This window comes from Actinospongiicola halichondriae (assembly GCF_049103745.1).
Taxonomy (GTDB): domain Bacteria; phylum Actinomycetota; class Acidimicrobiia; order Acidimicrobiales; family Salinilacustritrichaceae; genus Salinilacustrithrix; species Salinilacustrithrix halichondriae.
The window spans coordinates 2,737,985-2,756,844 of record NZ_CP171622.1 but is presented as its reverse complement, the minus strand read 5'-3'; the positions used below and the strand labels follow the sequence as shown (position 1 = coordinate 2,756,844).

General features: G+C 69.0%; 21 protein-coding genes and 1 tRNA gene. 19 read left to right on the top strand and 3 right to left on the bottom strand.

What is annotated here, in order from left to right:
• Nucleotides 1–69: 69 nt before the first annotated feature.
• Genes eno through AB8619_RS13540 form a run of 3 tightly spaced genes read left to right on the top strand, consistent with a single transcriptional unit; the run spans nucleotide 70 to nucleotide 4,057 of the window.
• Nucleotides 70–1,359 carry a phosphopyruvate hydratase gene (gene eno, locus AB8619_RS13550; RefSeq protein ID WP_436793161.1) on the top strand — a complete coding sequence of 430 codons (1,290 nt, stop codon included), beginning with the start codon at nucleotides 70–72 and terminating at the stop codon, nucleotides 1,357–1,359.
• Nucleotides 1,356–1,748, top strand: coding sequence for an FtsB family cell division protein (locus tag AB8619_RS13545; protein ID WP_436793160.1), 393 nt, complete (start codon nucleotides 1,356–1,358; stop codon nucleotides 1,746–1,748). The genes eno and AB8619_RS13545 overlap by 4 nt, the downstream gene beginning before the upstream one ends.
• Before the next feature lie 35 nt (nucleotides 1,749–1,783).
• Entirely contained in the window at nucleotides 1,784–4,057 is a 2,274-nt protein-coding gene (locus AB8619_RS13540) for a xanthine dehydrogenase family protein molybdopterin-binding subunit (RefSeq protein WP_436793159.1), read from the top strand.
• A gap of 6 nt (nucleotides 4,058–4,063) precedes the next feature.
• Here the strand turns inward: AB8619_RS13540 and AB8619_RS13535 are convergent, their stop codons facing one another.
• Complete coding sequence (locus AB8619_RS13535) at nucleotides 4,064–4,372, bottom strand: hypothetical protein (RefSeq protein WP_436793158.1); 309 nt, start codon at nucleotides 4,370–4,372, stop codon at nucleotides 4,064–4,066.
• Between the two features lie 215 nt (nucleotides 4,373–4,587).
• Between AB8619_RS13535 and AB8619_RS13530 the strand changes: the two genes are divergently transcribed.
• From AB8619_RS13530 to AB8619_RS13495, 8 genes are all read left to right on the top strand, one after another.
• Nucleotides 4,588–5,079: a (2Fe-2S)-binding protein gene (locus AB8619_RS13530; protein ID WP_436793157.1), complete on the top strand. Its 492-nt coding sequence runs from the start codon at nucleotides 4,588–4,590 to the stop codon at nucleotides 5,077–5,079.
• A complete protein-coding gene (locus AB8619_RS13525) occupies nucleotides 5,076–5,900 on the top strand; it encodes an FAD binding domain-containing protein (RefSeq protein ID WP_436793156.1) in 825 nt (274 codons plus the stop codon). Before AB8619_RS13530 ends, AB8619_RS13525 begins: the two co-directional genes overlap by 4 nt.
• Nucleotides 5,901–5,905: 5 nt before the next feature.
• Nucleotides 5,906–6,580, top strand: a complete 675-nt coding sequence (locus tag AB8619_RS13520; RefSeq protein ID WP_436793155.1) for an NUDIX hydrolase — start codon at nucleotides 5,906–5,908, stop codon at nucleotides 6,578–6,580.
• 26 nt (nucleotides 6,581–6,606) lie between these two features.
• Complete coding sequence (gene moaA / locus AB8619_RS13515) at nucleotides 6,607–7,638, top strand: GTP 3',8-cyclase MoaA (RefSeq protein WP_436793154.1); 1,032 nt, start codon at nucleotides 6,607–6,609, stop codon at nucleotides 7,636–7,638.
• 134 nt (nucleotides 7,639–7,772) lie between these two features.
• Nucleotides 7,773–8,282, top strand: a complete 510-nt coding sequence (gene moaC, locus AB8619_RS13510; protein ID WP_436793153.1) for a cyclic pyranopterin monophosphate synthase MoaC — start codon at nucleotides 7,773–7,775, stop codon at nucleotides 8,280–8,282.
• 209 nt (nucleotides 8,283–8,491) lie between these two features.
• Nucleotides 8,492–9,022, top strand: a complete 531-nt coding sequence (locus tag AB8619_RS13505; RefSeq protein ID WP_436793152.1) for a hypothetical protein — start codon at nucleotides 8,492–8,494, stop codon at nucleotides 9,020–9,022.
• A 4-nt stretch (nucleotides 9,023–9,026) separates the two neighbouring features.
• Entirely contained in the window at nucleotides 9,027–9,686 is a 660-nt protein-coding gene (locus AB8619_RS13500; protein ID WP_436793151.1) for a haloacid dehalogenase, read from the top strand.
• Nucleotides 9,687–9,709: 23 nt separating this feature from the next.
• A tRNA-Ala gene (locus tag AB8619_RS13495) sits at nucleotides 9,710–9,783 on the top strand.
• A gap of 77 nt (nucleotides 9,784–9,860) precedes the next feature.
• Here the strand turns inward: AB8619_RS13495 and AB8619_RS13490 are convergent.
• Entirely contained in the window at nucleotides 9,861–10,322 is a 462-nt protein-coding gene (locus AB8619_RS13490; RefSeq protein WP_436793150.1) for a nitroreductase family deazaflavin-dependent oxidoreductase, read from the bottom strand.
• A gap of 48 nt (nucleotides 10,323–10,370) precedes the next feature.
• Between AB8619_RS13490 and purU the strand changes: the two genes are divergently transcribed.
• Genes purU through map form a run of 8 tightly spaced genes read left to right on the top strand, consistent with a single transcriptional unit; the run spans nucleotide 10,371 to nucleotide 18,439 of the window.
• A complete protein-coding gene (purU, locus tag AB8619_RS13485) occupies nucleotides 10,371–11,204 on the top strand; it encodes a formyltetrahydrofolate deformylase (protein ID WP_436793149.1) in 834 nt (277 codons plus the stop codon).
• A 1-nt stretch (nucleotide 11,205) separates the two neighbouring features.
• Nucleotides 11,206–12,897, top strand: coding sequence for a chloride channel protein (locus AB8619_RS13480; protein ID WP_436793148.1), 1,692 nt, complete (start codon nucleotides 11,206–11,208; stop codon nucleotides 12,895–12,897).
• A 58-nt stretch (nucleotides 12,898–12,955) separates the two neighbouring features.
• The gene (locus tag AB8619_RS13475) at nucleotides 12,956–14,185 is read left to right on the top strand and encodes a DUF445 domain-containing protein (RefSeq protein ID WP_436793147.1); all 1,230 of its coding nucleotides are present in this window, start codon (nucleotides 12,956–12,958) and stop codon (nucleotides 14,183–14,185) included.
• 14 nt (nucleotides 14,186–14,199) lie between these two features.
• Nucleotides 14,200–14,550, top strand: coding sequence for a phosphomannose isomerase type II C-terminal cupin domain (locus tag AB8619_RS13470; RefSeq protein WP_436793146.1), 351 nt, complete (start codon nucleotides 14,200–14,202; stop codon nucleotides 14,548–14,550).
• A 51-nt stretch (nucleotides 14,551–14,601) separates the two neighbouring features.
• Nucleotides 14,602–15,804, top strand: coding sequence for an MFS transporter (locus tag AB8619_RS13465; protein WP_436793145.1), 1,203 nt, complete (start codon nucleotides 14,602–14,604; stop codon nucleotides 15,802–15,804).
• Nucleotides 15,805–15,835: 31 nt separating this feature from the next.
• Nucleotides 15,836–16,624, top strand: coding sequence for a bifunctional hydroxymethylpyrimidine kinase/phosphomethylpyrimidine kinase (gene thiD / locus AB8619_RS13460; protein ID WP_436796387.1), 789 nt, complete (start codon nucleotides 15,836–15,838; stop codon nucleotides 16,622–16,624).
• Nucleotides 16,624–17,487 carry an SDR family oxidoreductase gene (locus AB8619_RS13455; protein WP_436793144.1) on the top strand — a complete coding sequence of 288 codons (864 nt, stop codon included), beginning with the start codon at nucleotides 16,624–16,626 and terminating at the stop codon, nucleotides 17,485–17,487. The genes thiD and AB8619_RS13455 overlap by 1 nt, the downstream gene beginning before the upstream one ends.
• 10 nt (nucleotides 17,488–17,497) lie before the next feature.
• The gene (map, locus tag AB8619_RS13450) at nucleotides 17,498–18,439 is read left to right on the top strand and encodes a type I methionyl aminopeptidase (RefSeq protein ID WP_436793143.1); all 942 of its coding nucleotides are present in this window, start codon (nucleotides 17,498–17,500) and stop codon (nucleotides 18,437–18,439) included.
• Between the two features lie 12 nt (nucleotides 18,440–18,451).
• On the opposite strand, the gene AB8619_RS13445 is transcribed toward map, so the two are convergent.
• Nucleotides 18,452–18,850 carry a PPOX class F420-dependent oxidoreductase gene (locus tag AB8619_RS13445; protein WP_436793142.1) on the bottom strand — a complete coding sequence of 133 codons (399 nt, stop codon included), beginning with the start codon at nucleotides 18,848–18,850 and terminating at the stop codon, nucleotides 18,452–18,454.
• Nucleotides 18,851–18,860 lie beyond the last annotated feature (10 nt).

Here is an 18,860-nt window from a genome sequence, read left to right as displayed (position 1 = left end):
GGCGGTAACGTGCCCAACACCACCAACAGGTGCCACACGAGCCACAGGATCACGAGTCACGGAACCGGTATGACGAGCATCGAGCACATCGAGGGTCGTGAGGTCCTCGACTCCCGCGGCAATCCCACTGTCGAGGTCGAGGTCGAACTCGCCTCCGGGGCGACCGGCCGGGCCATCGTCCCCTCCGGTGCGAGCACCGGTCAATTCGAGGCCGTCGAACTCCGCGACGGCGGCGATCGATTCGGTGGCAAGGGCGTCGCGAACGCGGTCGCCAACGTCAACGGCGAGATCGCCGACGCGTTGCTCGGCATCGAGGGCATCGACCAGCGCGCCGTCGACCAGGCGATGCTCGACCTCGACGGGACCGACAACAAGGCTCGCCTCGGGGCCAACGCGATCCTCGGCGTCTCGCTCGCCGTGGCACACGCCGGCGCCGACGAGCGCGGGCTGCCGTTGTTCCGCTACGTCGGCGGGACCAACGCCCACGTCCTCCCCGCGCCGATGATGAACGTCCTCAACGGTGGGGCGCACGCCGACAACAACGTCGACTTCCAGGAGTTCATGGTCATGCCGCTGGGCGCGGCGAGCTTCTCCGAGGCCCTCCAGTGGGGAACCGAGACCTACCACGCCCTCAAGGGGATCCTCCACGACCGTGGTCTCAGTACCGCCGTCGGTGACGAGGGTGGCTTCGCTCCCGACCTCGGTTCGAACGAGGAGGCCGTGCAGTTGCTGGTCGAGGCGATCGAGCGGGCTGGTCGCACCCCGGGGCAGGACATCGCCATCGCACTCGACCCGGCCAACTCCGAGATCTACCGCGACGGGGAGTACCACCTCGACGGCGAAGGCCGGACCCTGTCGGGCGAAGGTCTGGCCGAGTACCTCTCGAGCTGGGTCGACAAGTACCCGATCGTCTCGATCGAGGACGGCCTCGACGAGGAGGACTGGGACGGCTGGGCGACGTTGACGGCCTCGCTGGGCGATCGTTGCCAGCTCGTCGGCGACGACCTCTTCGTCACCAACTCCGAACGGCTGGCTCGTGGCATCGAGTCGTCGGTCGCCAACTCGATCCTCATCAAGGTCAACCAGATCGGCTCGCTGACCGAGACCCTCGACACCGTCGAACTCGCCACGCGCAGCGCCTACACGGCCGTGATGTCGCACCGCTCCGGCGAAACCGAGGACGTGACGATCGCCGACCTCGCGGTCGCCACGAACTGCGGACAGATCAAGACCGGTGCGCCGGCTCGGTCGGACCGCGTCGCGAAGTACAACCAGCTGCTCCGCATCGAGGCGGCACTCGGCGACAGCGCGGCCTACCGCGGTTGGGACGCACTGCCAGCGGGAGTCCGCCCGCGGTGACCGCCCCGGCCTTCGTCCGGCGCCTCGCGCTTCCTCCTGGCCTCACCCGCTGGCTGAAGCCGCTCCTCCTGGCCGCGCTCGCCGTGGCGACGATCGCCGTGGCTGCGGCCTACGTCTTCCCGACGCGCACCTGGATCGACCAGCGTGCGGCGATCGCCGAGACCCAGGCGTCGCTCGACGCACTCGACGCCGAGCGCGACGCGCTCGCCGCCCGGGTCGCCGAACTCGACACCGACTCGGAGATCGAGCTCATCGCCCGGACCCAGTACGGACTCGTGCTCCCCGGTGAAGAGGCCTATGCGGTGCTTCCCGCACCCGAGCGCCCGGTCGACCTGCCGACGGTGTGGCCCTTCGGGACGCTGACCGACGAGAGTCCACTCGCACCCTGATCGTCCCGCCAGACAGCGGACTAGGTTCCCGAGCCATGAGCATTCTCGGCAACCGGGTCCTGCGCACCGAGGACCCGCGGTTCCTCACGGCTGGTGGCACGTACACGGCGGACCTCCGCGATCCGATCCTCGACGGCGCCCTGCACGTCACGTTCGTCCGGTCGATGGTGGCGCACGGCACCATCACCGACATCGACCTGGCGGAGGCTCGCCGGTCGCCCGGCGTGGTGGCGGTGTACTCGGCTGACGACCTCGCCGACATGCCCCTGTTGCCGCTCGCGGTCCCGCTGCTCAACCCCCTGCACGCTCGTCCGGTGCTCGCCGTCGACAAGGTCCGATTCGTCGGCGAACCCGTCGCCGTCATCGTGAGCGAGACCCCCGAGGCCGGCGCCGACGCCGCCGAGTCGGTCTGGGCCGACATCGAGTTCCTTCCGGCCGTGCTCACGCCCGAGCAGGCCCTCGACGGCGACACGCTCCTCTTCGACGAGGTGGGCGACAACGTCAGCCTCGACCTGTCCTTCGGTGAGGATGACGCCCCCTTCGACGACTGCGAGGTCGTCGTCGACGGCACGTTCCTGAACCAGCGTGTCGCCGGCTGCCCACTCGAGGTGCGATCGGCCGCCGCCACCTGGGTCGACGGACGACTCGTCCACTTCTGCTCGACGCAGGCCCCACACGGGGTCAAGACGACGCTCCAGGAGTGGTACGGCCTCGACGAGGCGCTGGTGCGGGTCAAGACGCCAGACGTCGGCGGCGGGTTCGGTCCGAAGATCGGCGCGTACCCCGAGGAGGTCATCCTCGGTTGGATCTCCAAGCAACTCGGACGCCCGGTCCGTTGGGTCGAGACGCGGTCCGAGAACATGGTCGGGATGGGCCATGGCCGAGGGCAGTGGCAGACGGTCAAGATCGGTGGCGACCGCGACGGCCGGGTCAAGGCCTACCGCCTGAACGTGGTGCAGGACTCCGGCGCGTATCCCGCGCTGGGAGCGTTCCTGACCTTCATGACGCGCACCATGGCCAGCGGCGTCTACGACATCCCGGCGGTGCAGTTCAACGCGAAGTCCATCGTCACGAACACGACGCCGACGGTCGCCTACCGCGGTGCCGGTCGTCCCGAGGCGACGGCGGCGATCGAGCGGGCGATGGATCTGTTCGCCGCCGAAGTCGGCAAGGACCCCGCCGACGTGCGCCGTCTCAACCTCATCTCGTCGGACGCGTTCCCGTTCACCACGCCGACCGACACCGTCTACGACGTCGGTGACTACGAGCGCAGCCTCGACCTGGCCCTCGAGGCGGCCGGCTACGCCGAACTCCGGGCCGAGCAGGCCGCCAGGCGAGCCGAAGGCGGACCGATCCAGATCGGCATCGGCGTCTCGGTCTACGTCGAGGTCACGGCCGGACCGCAGGCCGGCCAGGAATACGGCCGCGTGGTCGTGCACCCCGACGGAACGGCGACGGCCTACACCGGATCATCGAGCCATGGGCAGGGTCACGACACCAGCTTCGCCATGCTGGTCAACGAGGCGCTCGGCATCCCGATCGACGACGTGGTCGTCCTCCACGGCGACACCGACGAGGTCGCCCGTGGCGTCGGGACCTTCGGCTCCCGCTCGCTCCAGTTGGGTGGCTCGGCCATCCACGAGGCCTCGGGGCTGGTCGTCGACAAGGCGCGCCAGATCGCCGCCGACCTGCTCGAAGCCGATCCAGCCGATCTCGAACTGGATCCGTCGACCGGCACGTTCCACGTCGCCGGGACGCCGGCGGTGTCGCGCTCGTGGGCCGAGATCGCCACGGCGGCGGGCCCCGACGGCATCGAAGCCGAGACCGACTTCGCGGCGACCAGCCCGACCTTCCCGTTCGGTGCCCACGTCGCCGTCGTCGAGGTCGACACCGAGACCGGCATGGTCCGGCTCGTGCGCATGGTCACCTGCGACGACGCCGGAACGGTGCTCAACCCGTTGATCGTCGAAGGCCAACGCCACGGGGGCATCGCGCAGGGCGTCGCGCAGGCGATCTACGAACACGTGCAATACGACGAGGACGGGAACCCGGTGACCGCGAACCTCGCGGACTACACGATGATCTCCGCCACCGAGTTGCCGTCGTTCGAGTTGGTCACGATGGAGACGCCGACGCCGCACAATCCGTTGGGCGCGAAGGGGATCGGCGAGTCCGGGACGATCGGTTCGACGCCGGCCGTCCAGTCGGCGGTCTGCGATGCGCTCTCGGAGCTGGGCATCCGGCATGTCGACATGCCGTGTACGCCCGAGCGAGTGTGGGACGCGATCCGTGCGGTCGACGGACGCTGAGGTCCGTCAGATCTGGATGCCGAAGTCCTGGTTGTCGAGGGACCCGGCCTCGATGTCGGTGAGGTCGAGCACGTCGCCGGCCTCGTCGAAGGTGAACTCCCACACGTGACCGCAGGTGCGGCAGTGCTGACGCTGGTACCGGTGCACCATGTCGATGTGGTCGATGTAGCCGAAGCCATCGCACGTGGGGCAGCGTCCGGGGACGCCGGCGTGCAATGACGCCTCGGTCGTCGACGGCGTCGCCTCGGCCTCGGAGCTGAGGGCCATGGCGTCATCGGTGAGGTCGATGATGTCCTTGCGTCGGAAGAGTCCCATGTGGCCTCGATTCTGTTCTGGTTTCTCGGAATCGGCGTGGAACTCCGCCAGGGGAGGTCGCCATGGACCATCCTAGTAGGCCGAATGGACTACTGGAGGACGTCCCTCGGGCCTTCGTCGACCCGCGTGGCGGTGGCGTGACACGCGGGCACGGGCGATGCGCTAGGAAGACGAAACGCAAGGACCGAGGTCCCGATCCGACAGGGGGTGGTTTCGTGGAGATCAGCATCACGGTGAACGGCACCGAACAGCGCCACGACGTCGAGCCGCGCACGTTGCTCGTCCAGTACATCCGTGAGGTCGTCGGTCTGACCGGCACCAACATCGGTTGCGACACCTCGTCGTGCGGGGCATGCACGTTGCACCTCGACGGCGAGTCGGTGAAGTCGTGCACGGTGCTCGCCGTGCAGGCCGACGGAGGCGTGGTGACGACGATCGAGGGGCTCGCTCCTTCGACCGACGAGCTCCACCCCATGCAGCAGTCGTTCCGCGAAGAGCACGGGCTCCAGTGCGGGTTCTGCACACCGGGCATGGTGATGGCTGCGACGTCGTTGCTCGACGAGAACCCCGACCCCTCCGAAGCCGAGGTGCGCGAGGGGCTCGAGGGCAACCTGTGCCGCTGCACCGGCTACCACAACATCGTCGCCGCGGTGCTCGCTGCCGCGAAGACGGGTCGTGGCGGCACGTCCGTGGAGGTCTCCCGATGATCCCCGCATCCTTCGACTACCTCCGGGCCGACAGCGCCGAGGCGGCCATCGCTGCCCTCGTCGAGCATGGCGACGAAGCCAAGCTCCTCGCTGGGGGCCATTCCCTCGTGCCGCTCATGAAGCTGCGACTGGCGACACCCAGCGTGCTCGTCGACGTGGGCCGCCTGGACGACCTCCGCTACATCGAGGACCGGGGCGACCATGTCGCGGTCGGAGCTCTCACGCGCCACCGTGCCGTCGAGACCAGCGACCTGCTGCGCGCCGAGGCGCCGATCCTCCCGCACGCGACCTCACACGTCGGGGACCCGCAGGTCCGCCACCGCGGCACCATCGGCGGTTCGCTCGCCCACGGCGATCCGGCCAGCGACCTGCCCGCGGTCCTGCTCGCGCTCGGCGCCACGTTGGTGGTGCAGGGCCCGGACGGGACCCGTCAGATCGCGGCCGACGACTTCTTCACCGGCTTCCTCGAGACGGCGCTCGGCGAGCACGAGCTGCTGACCGAGATCCAGGTGCCCAAGGCCGCCGGAGCAGGGTGGTCGTTCCAGAAGTTCAACCGGCGAGCGCAGGACTGGGCGATCGTCGGGGTCGCGTGTGTCCGGCGGAACGGGTCGGACGCCGCGATCGGGTTGGTCAACATGGACTCGCGGCCGGTGCGGGCGACCGCAGCCGAGACCGCCATCGCCTCGGGTGCGACGCCCGCCGACGCCGCATCGGTGGCCGACGAGGGGACGCAGCCGGCGGCCGACCTCAACGCCAGCGTCGAGTTCCGTCGTCACCTGGCCCGGGTGCTCACCCGCCGCGCCCTGGTCGAGGCCGGCTGACCCACGTGTCGGAACTGATCCCGGCGGCGACGGTCATCCCGCTTCGCGACACCCCGTCCGGCATCGAGGTCCTGATGCTGCGGAAGAACTCCAAGCTCGCCTTCGGCGGCATGTGGGTGTTCCCCGGCGGCCGCATCGACGACGACGATGACGTCGACGGCGACGAGGAGCAGACGGCACAGCGCGCCGCGGTCCGCGAAGCGCTGGAGGAGGCCGACCTGCTCGTCGACCCGACGGGGCTGGTGCCCTTCAGTCACTGGACGCCACCCGAGGTGTCCCTCAACGGCCCGAAGCGGTTCGCGACCTGGTTCTTCGTCTGTCGCGCTCCGGTCGGGGAGGCCGGCGAGGTCACGATCGACGGGGGCGAGATCCACGACGACGAATGGGTTCGGCCCGTCGACATGCTCCGGCGTCGCGACGAAGGCGACATCCAACTCGCTCCGCCGACGATCGTCACGCTCTACGACCTCGCTCCCCACGACACGGTCGACGAGGCCCTGGCGGCTGCCGCCGCACGAACGCCGTTCCGCTACGCCACCCGGGTCGGCAACACCGACGAGGGCATGGTGACCATGTGGGAGGGCGACGCGGGGTACGAGTCCGGCGACGCCGAGGCTCCCGGGCCCCGTCACCGCTTGTTGATGGCCGACCCCGTCTGGCGTTTCGAGGACTCGCGCTGACAACGCGCCGGTAGCCTCGGGGGTCCATGGCCCCGACCGCGCACGAGCAGCTGACCGACGGCTACGGCCGCGTCCACCGTGACCTGCGGATCTCGGTGACCGACCGCTGCAACTTCCGCTGCACCTACTGCATGCCCGAGGAGGGCATGGAGTGGCTGGGCCGCGACGAGATCCTCACGTTCGAGGAGACCGCCCGCATCGCCGGGATCTTCGTCGAGCGCTTCGGGGTCGACGCGATCCGGTTGACGGGCGGCGAGCCCACCGTCCGGGCACACCTGCCCGTCCTCGTCGAACAGCTCTCGGGTCTCCGTGTCGGAGGCGACGGTCCGCTCGTCGACATCGCGATGACGACCAACGGATCGACGCTCCGCAACGTGGCGCACGACCTCGTCGCCGCCGGCCTCCGCCGGATCAACGTCAGCCTCGACTCCCTGCGGGCCGATCGCTTCCTCGAGCTGACCCGTCGCGACGAACTGGCCAAGGTCCTCGACGGCATCGTCGCCGCCAAGGAGGCCGGACTCGACCCGGTGAAGGTCAACGTCGTCCTCGTCGGTGGCGTCAACGACGACGAGGTCCTCGACTTCGCTCGCTTCGGTCGTGACGAAGGGGTCACGGTGCGCTTCATCGAGTTCATGCCGCTCGACGCCGACGCCGGCTGGCGCCATGCCCAGGTCGTCCCGCAGGACGAGATCGTCCGCCGCATCGCTGAGGTGTTCCCGCTCGAGCCCGTCGTCCGGGGGAGTGAGCCGGCAGAACGGTTCCGCTACCTGGACCTCCCCGCAGACCAACCCGGCGCGATCGTCGGCGTGATCCCGAGCGTGACCCGTCCGTTCTGCGAGTCGTGCGACCGAGTGCGGCTCACCGCCGAAGGGCAGTTGCGCAACTGTCTCTTCGCGCTCGACGAGTTCGACCTCCGGACCCCGTTGCGCGCCGGCGGCACCGACGACGACATCGCAGCCGTCATCCAGGAGGCCGTCAGCGCCAAGTGGGCCGGACACTCGATCGGCAAGGTCCAGTTCATCCGTCCCCGGAAGTCGATGTCCCAGATCGGCGGCTGAATCCGACCGGCCCGACTTCGTCGGTCCCGTCGGCGCGTGAGGTTGCTCGCCCGCTCCTTCGTCGCGGGGTCGGCAACCTCGGGCTGAATCCGACCCGCTCCTCCGTCTGAGGGGTCGGCTGTAGGATCCCGGTGATGTCGGAGCGCGGACTCACCCATCTCGACCCGCTGGGCCGTGCCCGCATGGTCGATGTCACCCCCAAGGACCCGACGCACCGACGTGCCGTCGCCCGGGGACGGGTCACGATGCAGCCCGACACCGCGTCGCTGGTCGCTCGCGGTGCGATCACCAAGGGCGACGTGTTGGCCGTCGCCCGCGTCGCCGGTATCCAGGCGGCCAAGCGGACGCCGGACCTGATCCCGTTGTGCCACCCGCTGCTGGTGGGGTCGGTGCTGGTCAACTTCCGCATCGAGGACGACTTCATCGAGGTCGAGGCCCAGGTCGACACCATCGACCGCACCGGCGTCGAGATGGAAGCGATGACCGCGTGCTCGGTCGCCTGTCTCACCATCTACGACATGTGCAAGTCGGCGGACCGCGCCATGGTGATCAGCGAGCTCACGTTGTGGGAGAAGACCGGCGGGCGGTCGGGGACCTACCGACGTGCCGTCACCGAATCCGACGCCGGCGACACCGGTCTCTGACGCTCCCGGAGCATCCAGTTCGCTGTATTTGTGCAGCGAATGCAAACAGAAGTTTGCGCGATTGCTTGTCGGAACATTGCGTTTCGTAGTAGAAACGTAACGAACGGGTTCCTCCCGTCCCCCTTCCGCCAGACGGCGGACACCGGAAATCCACCATCGTGGGAACCCGGGTCCGTACGTTTCCTCTCACCGAAAGCGAGGCGAGGAGCATGACGATCATGGTGTTGGTAGTGCTTGCCGCCATCTGGGCCGGTGTCCTTCTTCCCCCGTACCTCCAGAAGCGCCGGGCCACGCACCCGTCGTCCTCGGTCGTCGACTTCCACCAGCAGCTCGCCGTGCTCCAGCGCACCGGCCGAGCCCTCGACGGTGCCGAGCTCCACGACGCCTACGCCGATCCCCGTGCCGCACAGCCCCATGCCGTCCAGGCCGCAGCCAGCTATGGCTACGCCCCGCAGCGGATGAGCCGCAACGACGTCATGCGTCGGCGCCGTGACGTCTTCGTGACGCTCGTCGGTGCCGCGCTGTTGACCTTCGTGCTCGCCCTTGCCCTCGGTGGAAGCGTCTGGCTGTTCCATCTCCTCGTCGACGCTGCCCTCCTCGGCTACGTCGCCATGCTCCTGCAGATCCAGCAGCAGCGACAGATGCCGGTCCAGCGCCCCGCCGTTCGCCGTCCGGTGCAGTACGCCCCGCAGCGGACGTCGGCCACGCAGCAGGCACTGCTGCGTCGTTCGGCCAGCTGACCCCGTGCGCCGCGACCGCCTCGACGCGGTCGTCGACGACATCCGGAGCGAACTCGGCGACGCCCATCGGGCGCGCGAAGCCGCGCTCCCTGCGTGCCGGCTCACGATCCGCCACGCGAGCCTGGCGATCCGGGCCGTGCATCGTGGCGACCGAGCCGTCCACGATTCCGAACTCGAAGCGTGCGAACGCTGCCTGCGCGAGGCCCAGGATGCCGTTGCCGACCAGGCGATGGTCCGCCACGCCGGCTTCCTCCACGACGCCGAGAAGGAATACGCCGAGGCCCGTCTCACCGCGGCGCTGGTCGCCGGCGACGACATCCCCTCGCACACCGACATCGACGTCATGGCCCACAGTTGGATGCGGGGACTCGCCGAAGCAGCCAGCGAGTTGCGGCGCAACGTGCTCGACCGCCTCCGCGCCGACGACCTCGACGCCGCCCAGGAACTGCTCGGCGCCATGGACGACGCCTACGACGTACTCGCCTCGGTCGACCTCCCCGACGCGCTCACCGGCGGGCTCCGCCGCTCGGTCGACAGCCTCCGCGCCGTGACCGAACGCACCCGCGGCGACGTCACCACGACGATCCTCCAGACGCGTCTGCGTCGGGCGATCGAGGGTCGGTCCGCGGCCGGCGAGAGCAGTTCTGTCGAGACCGACACCTGAGCTAGTCTCCGGACTCCCCATACGGGGGTGTAGCTCAGTTGGCTAGAGCGCGTCGGTCGCATCGACGAGGCCAGGGGTTCGATTCCCCTCACCTCCACGTTTTCTCGCCCTGGCGGGCGAGAAACGGACGAATGCTCCGCATTCGTCAGGCCCCGCCTTCGGCGGGAGCGCTCGTCAGCGGCGTTCGAGGACCGCCACCGGCAGGGTGCGGTCGGTGAGCTCCTGGTACGAGGCGAAGTCGGGGTAGCCGGCGACGAGGAGCTCCCAGCACTGGTCACGTTCGGCGCCCTCGACCTCGCGAGCCGTCACCGCCCAGCGGTCGCCACCGACCTCGACGTGGGCCTCGCCGGCCGCCATGAGGTTGCGGTACCAGTTCGGGGCCTCGGGGTTGCCGCCGTTCGAGCCGCACACCAACAGATCGTCGTCGCGTCGGATGAGCATCAACATCACCGGGCGGGGCTGCCCCGACGAGCGGCCGACCACGTCGAGCAGGAACACCGGCAGACCGCGGATCTTGTCGGCCTTGCGACCTCCCGCCGCCCGGAAACGCGCGACGTGACGTCGTCCGGCCGCCCGCGCGACCCGGTCGACGCGAACGGAGAAGAAGTTGGCCACTCGGCCCGAAACGGTTGCCATGAGGCGAGGCTACGTCTGGAGGCGGTGCGGTCCGTAGTGTCGGAGTACGTGAACACGGTCCTCCTGCTGCGCTGCCCCGATCGACCGGGCATCGTTGCTGCTGTGGGGCAGACCATCGCCGCCCTCGGCGGCAACATCGTGCACGCCGACCAGCACACCGACCGCGTCCACGGGTTGTTCCTCCAGCGCGTCGAGGCCACGTTCCCACCCGATGCCGACATCGACGCGGCGATGGCGCCGGTCTCCGCGGCCTACGGCATGACCTGGACCCTCCACCGGCCGGGGCCGGTGCCACGCCTGGCCGTGCTGGTCTCGCAGCAGGGCCACTGCCTCGCTGACCTCCTCACGCGGATCGACCTGGGCGAACTCCGGGCAGAGGTCGCCGTCGTGGTCTCGAACCACGAGACCCACGGAGGCATGGTCGAGCGCCACGGCGCGCCGTTCCGTCACCTCCCGGTCGGCGACGAGCCGGAGATGCAGGCCGATGCCGTGCAGGGTGTCGTGCGCGACAGCGACGCCGACCTGGTCGTGCTGGCCCGGTACATGCGGATCCTCCCGCCATCATTCGTCGACGAGTTCCCCAACCGGATCATCAACATCCACCATTCGTTCCTGCCGGCGTTCGCCGGTGCCAAGCCGTACCACCAGGCGTTCGAGCGTGGCGTCAAGATCATCGGCGCCACGGCCCACTACGCCACGTCGGTGCTCGACGAAGGCCCGATCATCCACCAGGACGTCACCCCGGTGTCGCACCGACACGAGGTCGAGGACCTCGTCCGTCTCGGTGCCGACCTCGAACGCACGGTGCTCGCCCGGGCCGTCCGACTCCACCTCGAGCACCGGGTCCTCACCTACGCCAACCGCACCGTGGTGTTCGACTGACATGGCCCGACTCCGACTGCTTCCCGACTCGTACCGGCGCGAACAGATCTTCGCCCTCTCGCGCCGGTCGCAGCAGGTCCTGTTCTTCGCCGCCGCCACCGGCATCGTGACCGGCGCGCTCGTCGCCGGATTCGAGTACGTCACACGCGAGGTCGCCTACGACGCCCTCATCGAGGCGCCGTTGTGGGTGCGCTGCTTCGCTCCGCTCGTCGGTCTGGTGGCGGCCGCGCTGTGCATCAAGTTCCTCGGCGGCGAGTCGAGCGCCACCTCCGAGGAGTACATCTCGAACTTCCACGATCGGAACCGGCGGCTCCGTCTGCGCCCGTTCCCGGCGACGATGCTCGCGGCGTTTTTCACCCTGGGCTCCGGCGGGGCGATGGGCTACGAGGGTCCGGCCATCTACGCCGGGGCCGAGACCGGCACGTTGCTGCAGTCGCGGCTGCAGCGGTTCTTCTCGCGAGACGAGGCCAAGGTGTTGCTCGTGGCCGGCGCCGCTGCCGGTGTGGCCGCCATCTTCCGTGCTCCGGCGACCGGCGTGGTCTTCGCTCTCGAAGTGCCCTACCGCGACGACCTGGCTCGACGACAACTGCTCCCGGCCTCGATCGCGGCCGCCGCCGGGTACCTGACGTTCGTGGCGTTCCTCGGCACCGAGCCGCTCCTCCCAGTCGAGGGATCGCCCGGTTTCGGGTTCGTCGAACTCGGTGGAGCCATGGCGTTGGGTCTGCTGAGCGGGGCCATCGCCCGAGGGTTCTCGGTCGGGCTGCGCTGGATGAAGGAGTTCAGCTCCGGTCACGACCCGGTGCTCCTCGCCGTCGCCGCCGGATCCCTGTTGGCGGGGCTCGCGTGGCTGAGCGAGGTCGTCTACGACCACCCGTTCACGCTCGGTGCCGGCTACGACACCGTGACCTGGTCACTCGACCCGACCCATGCCATCTCGCTGGTCGCGCTCCTCTTCGTGCTCCGCGCCGCGGCCACCGGGCTGACGCTCGGCGGCGGAGGCGCGGGCGGTCTCTTCATCCCCCTGGTGGTGCAGGGCGCGTTGCTCGGCAGCGCGGTCGGTGGTCTCTTCGGTGACACCGACTCGACCCTGTTCCCCCTGATCGGGATCGCGGCCTTCCTCGGCGCCGGCTACCGCGTGCCCCTCGCGGCCGTGATGTTCGTCGCCGAGACCACGGGACGACCAGGTTTTGTCGTGCCCGGTCTGATCGCCGCCGTGACCGCGCAGTTGATGATGGGACGGTGGTCGGTGTCCCGGAACCAACTCGGTTCGCGCCTGGGACATCTCGAACGTCGGTTCTCGATGCCCCTCGCATCGGCCCTGAAGACGGACGTCCTGACGATTCCGCCGGAGGCGACGGCCCAGGAGTTCTTCTGGAACCACGTCATCGGCTCGCGTCAGCAGTCGGTGCCGGTCGTCGACGGCGCCGACTACGTCGGCACCGTCAAGATCGAGGCGCTACGCGAGGTCCCCCGCGAAGCGTGGGAGGACACGTCGATCGCCGACATCATGTTGACGTCGGTCCCCGTCGCGCACCCCGACTGGCTGCTGCGTCAGGCGGTCGAGGCGATGGATGCCGCCGCCGTCGACCGACTCCCGGTGACCGATGGGCGCGGGCTGTTCATCGGCGTCGTCACCATGGACGAGATCATCAAGCTCGACGACATCCTCGAGGCCACCGGCGACGAGGGGTAGTCCCGACGGGCCGTCGCACTACGGTTGCGCCGTCCTGTCGTCCAGCCTGGGGGTTGACGTGTTCGCTGCGGCCAACATCATCGCCGTCCTGATCATCGTGCCGTTGGTGACCGCCTTCATCGGCTACGTCACCAACTGGGCGGCGGTGAAGATGATCTTCCTGCCCGAAGAGTTCGTCGGCGTGAAGCCGGGTGGTCTGAAGATCGGTTGGCAGGGCGTGCTGCCCTCGAAGGCCGACACGTTCGCGACCGACGTCGCCGGCACGGTGGGCGACGTCATCTCACCCGCCGAACTCGTCGAGCGCATCGACCCCGCCGAACTCGAGTCGCTCCTGTCGGACCGCCTCGACGCCGAGTTGCCGACGGTGCTGCGTGACGCAGCCGAGATGCTGTCGCCGGGGGTCTGGGACCAGATGGCCCCCGAGGCCCAACAGATGGTGGCCACACAGATCAAGACCGAGGGCCGTCAGGTCACCCAGGAGATCTTCGACGACCTGCAGGGGATCAGCGACGACATCCTCGACCTCGAGTCCCTGGTCTTCGACCTCCTGTCCGGACCGAACGTCAAGCGACTGACCCGCCTGTTCCAGGAGATCGGCGGCAAGGAACTGAAGGCCATCGTCCGCTTCGGCGGCTACTTCGGCTTCGTCATCGGCGTCTTCCAGGCCATCAGCTTCTCGGTGTTCGACCAGTGGTGGCTCATGCCGCTCGTCGGCGGCATCGTCGGCCTGGGCACCAACTACCTGGCGCTCCAGATGATCTTCCGGCCGATCGAGCCGAAGAAGTACGCCGGCCTCGTCACCTACCAGGGCATGTTCCCCTCGCGGCAGGCCGAGATCGCCGCCGACTACGGCCGCATCTCCGAGCGCGAGATCCTCACGCCGGCCAACCTGCTGCGCATCATCACCGAGGGCGAGGCCGGCACCAAGATCGCCCGGCTGGTCCTGACCAAGGTCAGCGAACGTGTCGACCAGGCGAAGCCGATGGTCGAGATGCTGGCGCAGACCGAGATCACCGACGAGCAGCTCGAAGCGGTGAAGTGGATGGTCGTCCAGCGTGTCGGGCAGGCCGTGCCGGAGCTCCAGCCCGAGGTCGAGGCCTACCTCGAGAAGCGGCTCGGTGTCGCCGAACTGGTCGAGACGAAGCTGTCGGCGATGCCGAAGCTCGAGTTCGAACGGCTCCTCCGCGGGATCTTCGAGCAGGACGAGTGGATCCTGATCGTGATCGGTGGCGCCCTCGGCGCCGGCGTCGGGCTGCTGCAGGGACTGGCCATCCTGAGCCTGGGCTAGGCAAGCTGTCGGCCATGAGTGCCTTCGAGTACGACGAGCGCCCCTGGGGCAACTACACCGTGTTGTCCGACGAGGACGACCACAAGGTCAAGCGCATCGTCGTCCATCCGGGCAAACGGCTGAGCTACCAGACGCATGCCCGTCGGGCCGAGCACTGGTACGTCGTGAGCGGCACCGCGACCGTCACGCTCGACGGCGCCGAGGTCATCGTGGCGCCGGGCGAGGCCGTCGACATCGGCTTGGGCACGGCCCACCGGGTCGCCAACCAGGCCGACGTCGACCTCGTGTTCATCGAGGTCCAGATCGGCGACTATTTCGGTGAGGACGACATCGTGCGCCTCGAGGACGACTTCGGTCGCTCCTGATCCGGAAAACCACGGGGACCGGGAGCGACCCGGACTCGTAGCATCTCGCCGGTGGGAAGCCTTCGGGACACGCGTGTTCGAGCGTTCCTCGTCGCCGAGGCGGTCAGCGCCATCGGGACGTGGGCCACGCTCATCGCGATCTGGGGCTACGCCGCGTTCGAGTTCGACGCGACCGCTGCCGAGGTCTCGCTGTTCGGTGTCGCGCTCACCCTTCCCGCCGTCGTCCTGGGGCCGGTGGTCGGAGCCGTCATCGATCGCTTCGGCCCTCGGCTCACGCTCGGTGCCGCCAAAGCCGTCGGCGTCGCCGCCTCGCTGGCGCTGCTGACGGCCGACGACTTCCGAACGCTCGCCCTCCTGTCGGCCGTGCACGGCGTCGTCGGTGCCTTCACGCATCCGGCGTTGCAGTCCCTCCCTCCCCGCATCGTGGCCGAGCACGAGCTCGCCCGCACCAACGCACTGGTGTCGTTGACCGACGAGTTCGCGATCGTGATGGGGCCCGTCGTCGGAGCGCTCGCCATCGCCACCGTGGGATTCCGGGGTGCCTTCGTGGTGGACGCAGTGACGTACCTCCTCGGTCTGGTGGTGCTCCCGGCGATCTCGATCCGCGATGTGGAGGTCGACGCCGATGCCCCGCCCGTCCGCCTGCGCGATGCGTTCGAGGGACTGCGTCTGATCCGTCGCACGCCGCTCCTGCGCCGGACCGTCATCGCCATGAGCTCGGTGCATCTCCTCTACGGAGCGGCCATCCTCGCCGAGCCGCTGTACGTGCGTGACGTCCTGGAACGGTCGCCGTCGGTCTTTGCCGCGCTGCAGACCGCTTTCGGGGTGTGCCTCGTGCTGGGTGGGCTCCTCGTCGCGCGCCTCAGCGACCGGCTCGCGACCTTCGGTTGGGTCGCCTTCGGCGCGGCAGCGTCCGGGGTGACCGCGCTCGTCTACTTCGCCACCGCACAGTTGCTCGTCGCGTTCGCGGGCGTCGCCCTCTGGGGTCTCTTCACCGCGCTCCTCTCCGGACCATCGCGCACGTTGCTCCAACGGAACTCACCCGAGGCCGTGCATGGACGCGTCCTCGCCACCGACTTCGTCGCTGCGAGCGCAGCGCAGCTCGTGGGCATCGGCGTCACCGGCGTGCTCATCAGCACCTTCGGTGTCCCGACTGCCATGACGGCGCTCGGTCTCTCGGTCACCCTCGTGGCGGTCGGTCTCGACCGTGGGCAGCGCCGGGAGGCGTCGATCGCTCCTGCGGTCACCGGCTAGCGTCCGAAGCGTGTCGACGCCCCTGATCGCGATGACGATCGCGGGGATGGACTCCGCCGGGGGAGCGGGAGTCCACGCCGATCTCCGGACGTTCGCCGCGCTCGGTCTGCACGGGGCGACCGCGGTCGCAGCGTTGACCGCCCAGAACACCCGGGGCATCGACGGGGTGCACCTCGTGCCGGCCGAGTTCGTCGTCGCCCAGGTCGAATCGGTCCTCGCCGACCTCGATGTCCGTGCCGTGAAGACCGGATTCCTCGGGGCCACGTCGGTGGTCGAGGCGGTGGGCCGCCTGGCGGCACACGCTCGCCTGGGGCAGTTGGTGGTCGACCCGGTCCTCGTGCGCGCCGACGGCACGCCGATGTTCACGCCGGAGGTGGCCGATGCCTACCGGCGGTCGCTCGTCCCGTTCGCAACCGTCCTCACTCCGAACCGGGTCGAAGCCGGCATCCTCACGGGGCGCGACGTGGCGACGCTCGCCGACATGGAGCGAGCGGCGGCCGACCTCGCCCGTCTCGGCCCGCAACTGGTGGTGGTCAAGGGAGGCGATGCCGTCGACGAGGATGTCGAGTCGATCGACGTCGTCGCCGACCCGTCGGGGGCGGTGGAACGTCTTGCGATGCCGATGGTCGACACGCCCAACGACCACGGGTCGGGCTGCACCTTCGCCGCCGCCACCACGGCCCGCCTCGCGCTGGGCGACTCGCCGCTCGAGGCCGTGCGCGCCGCCAAGAGCTTCGTGTACGAGGCGCTGCTCGGGTCGGCAGAGTGGCGCGTCGGAGCGGGACACGGACCACTCGACCAGTACGGATGGGACACCTGATGGGAACGGCAGTCATCACCGGATGCTCGAGTGGCTTCGGCCTCGGCACCGCGGTGGAGCTCGCGATGCGGGGCCACCGGGTGTTCGCATCGATGCGTGACCCCGAACGCGGTGGTGCACTGCGCGACGAAGCCGAGCGCGCTGGCGTCGACGTCGAGATCGTGACCCTCGACGTCGGCGACGAGGACTCGGTCCGCGCGGCGGTGGCGCAGGTCGTCGACGCTGCGGGAGGGATCGACATCGTCGTGAACAACGCGGGGATCGAGGTCCGAGGTCCGATCCATCTGATCAGCGACCGCGAGGCCCGCGCCCAGTTCGACACCAACGTGTTCGGAGTCCTCAACGTCGTGCGGGCCACGGTTCCGCACCTGCGTGACTCGGCCGACGGCGTGATCGTCAACGTGAGCTCGATCGCGGGGGTCATGTCGCGTCCCTTCGCCGGGATCTACGCGGCGTCGAAGCACGCGGTCGAGGCGATCACCGAGGCGCTGCACTTCGAACTCGGGCTCGAGGGGATCCGCGTCCATGCGATCGAGCCGGGCCAGTTCGACACCGCACTGGCTGCGAACACGACGACGGCCAGCGACTTCACCGAGGCGGAAGAGCCGCACTGGACGATGTCCCAGGCGCTCGACGAGCGGGTGCACGGTCTCGTTCCGGGCGGCGAGCGCGCCGATCCGCATGCCGTGGTGCTCGCGATCGCCGATGCCGTCGCCGACGACTCGACGCCGCTGCGGATCCCCGTCGGTGGCGACACCGAGTTGATCCTCGCCGCTCGATCGGGGAACTCGTTCGAGGAGTACGAGATCACCATGCGCACCTTCCTGGACTTCTGGGAAGGGCATCGGAGCGGTCCTCGGTAACCTTGGACCGGTGACTGCGACGATCAAGGCCAACGACCAGTGCTTCTGCGGCTCCGGCCGCAAGTTCAAGCGCTGCCACAAGGACAGCTTCGAGCCTGTCCGTCCCGGAACCGTTGCGCCACGACGCGAGGTCCCCGCAGACATCACCGTGCCGTCGTACATCTCCGAGGGCAAGGTCGTACGGTGGGACGAGCCCGCGGTCAAGAGCGCCGACGTCATCGAACGGATGCGACGCACCGGCGCCGACGCGGCGAAGGTGCTGGCACTCACCGGTGCCGCCGCCGAGCCCGGCGTCACCACCGACGAACTCGATCGGATCTGTCACGAGGCCACGATCGGGCTGGGCGCATACCCGAGCCCTCTCGGTTACGGCGAGCCGCCGTTCCCCAAGTCGATCTGTTCATCGCTGAACGAGGTCATCTGCCACGGGATCCCCGACGACCGGGAGTTGCGGGACGGCGACATCGTCAACCTCGACGTCACGATCTTCCGTGAGGGCGTCCACGGCGACACCAACCGCACCTTCCTCGTGGGCGACGTCGACCCCGAGTCGAAGCGACTGGTCCGAGTGACCCACGAATGCCTCGAGCGCGCGATCGACACCGTGGCGCCGGGCCAGCCCTTCAACGTGATCGGTCGAGCCATCCAGTCACATGCCGAGAGCGAGGGGTTCGGCGTCGTGCGAGCGTTCGTCGGGCACGGCATCGGCGAGCAGTTCCACACCGACATCCACATCCCGCACTACTACGAGCCTCGCCTGACCCGGGTCATGGAGCCGGGGATGACGTTCACGATCGAGCCGATGATCACGATCGGCGCCTACGACCACCAGGTCTGGAACGACGGGTGGACGGCGGTCACGATCGATCGCAAGCGCACGGCGCAGTTCGAGCACACCCTGCTGGTGACCGACGACGGTGTCGACGTGCTCACCCCCTGGCCCGACGCGTGAGGAGCCGAGCGTTCAGTCGAGGCTGATCACCACGCCGCGATCCCCGTAGGGGATGCGGTTGCGCTTGACGATCCCGCCGATGCTGCCCAGCAGCTTGGTGATCTTCGTCTGGAAGCCGTATTTGTCCTTGATCTTGCGTTGGATCTCGTCGAACTGCGGATCGCCCGCCTCGACGAGTCGTGCGGTGCCGTTGGTCGGTGCCGATCCGGCAGCCACGTTGCCGCGGGCATCGCAGGGCTGGACCACGACCTTCTGGGTGTGGGCCAGGCGCTTGGCCTTGCCCGACCCCGAACTGGTCCAGAAGCCGAACGAGCCGTCGTCGAGGGGCGCCGACCACACCGGGGTGTCGACCGACTCACCACTCCGGCGATACGTCGTCAGCAGCACGTACTTCTCGTCACCGAGGCCCATGACCTGACGG

Excerpts from the sequence above, each read along its gene's own strand:
- eno (WP_436793161.1), top strand. The coding sequence starts at position 70 with ATGACGAGCATCGAGCACATCGAGGGTCGTGAGGTCCTCGACTCCCGC.
- AB8619_RS13540 (WP_436793159.1), top strand. The coding sequence starts at position 1,784 with ATGAGCATTCTCGGCAACCGGGTCCTGCGCACCGAGGACCCGCGGTTC.
- AB8619_RS13535 (WP_436793158.1), bottom strand. The coding sequence starts at position 4,372 with ATGGGACTCTTCCGACGCAAGGACATCATCGACCTCACCGATGACGCC.
- AB8619_RS13525 (WP_436793156.1), top strand. The coding sequence starts at position 5,076 with ATGATCCCCGCATCCTTCGACTACCTCCGGGCCGACAGCGCCGAGGCG.
- moaA (WP_436793154.1), top strand. The coding sequence starts at position 6,607 with ATGGCCCCGACCGCGCACGAGCAGCTGACCGACGGCTACGGCCGCGTC.
- moaC (WP_436793153.1), top strand. The coding sequence starts at position 7,773 with ATGTCGGAGCGCGGACTCACCCATCTCGACCCGCTGGGCCGTGCCCGC.
- AB8619_RS13505 (WP_436793152.1), top strand. The coding sequence starts at position 8,492 with ATGACGATCATGGTGTTGGTAGTGCTTGCCGCCATCTGGGCCGGTGTC.
- AB8619_RS13490 (WP_436793150.1), bottom strand. The coding sequence starts at position 10,322 with ATGGCAACCGTTTCGGGCCGAGTGGCCAACTTCTTCTCCGTTCGCGTC.
- AB8619_RS13480 (WP_436793148.1), top strand. The coding sequence starts at position 11,206 with ATGGCCCGACTCCGACTGCTTCCCGACTCGTACCGGCGCGAACAGATC.
- AB8619_RS13470 (WP_436793146.1), top strand. The coding sequence starts at position 14,200 with ATGAGTGCCTTCGAGTACGACGAGCGCCCCTGGGGCAACTACACCGTG.
- thiD (WP_436796387.1), top strand. The coding sequence starts at position 15,836 with ATGACGATCGCGGGGATGGACTCCGCCGGGGGAGCGGGAGTCCACGCC.
- AB8619_RS13455 (WP_436793144.1), top strand. The coding sequence starts at position 16,624 with ATGGGAACGGCAGTCATCACCGGATGCTCGAGTGGCTTCGGCCTCGGC.
- AB8619_RS13445 (WP_436793142.1), bottom strand. The coding sequence starts at position 18,850 with ATGGGCCTCGGTGACGAGAAGTACGTGCTGCTGACGACGTATCGCCGG.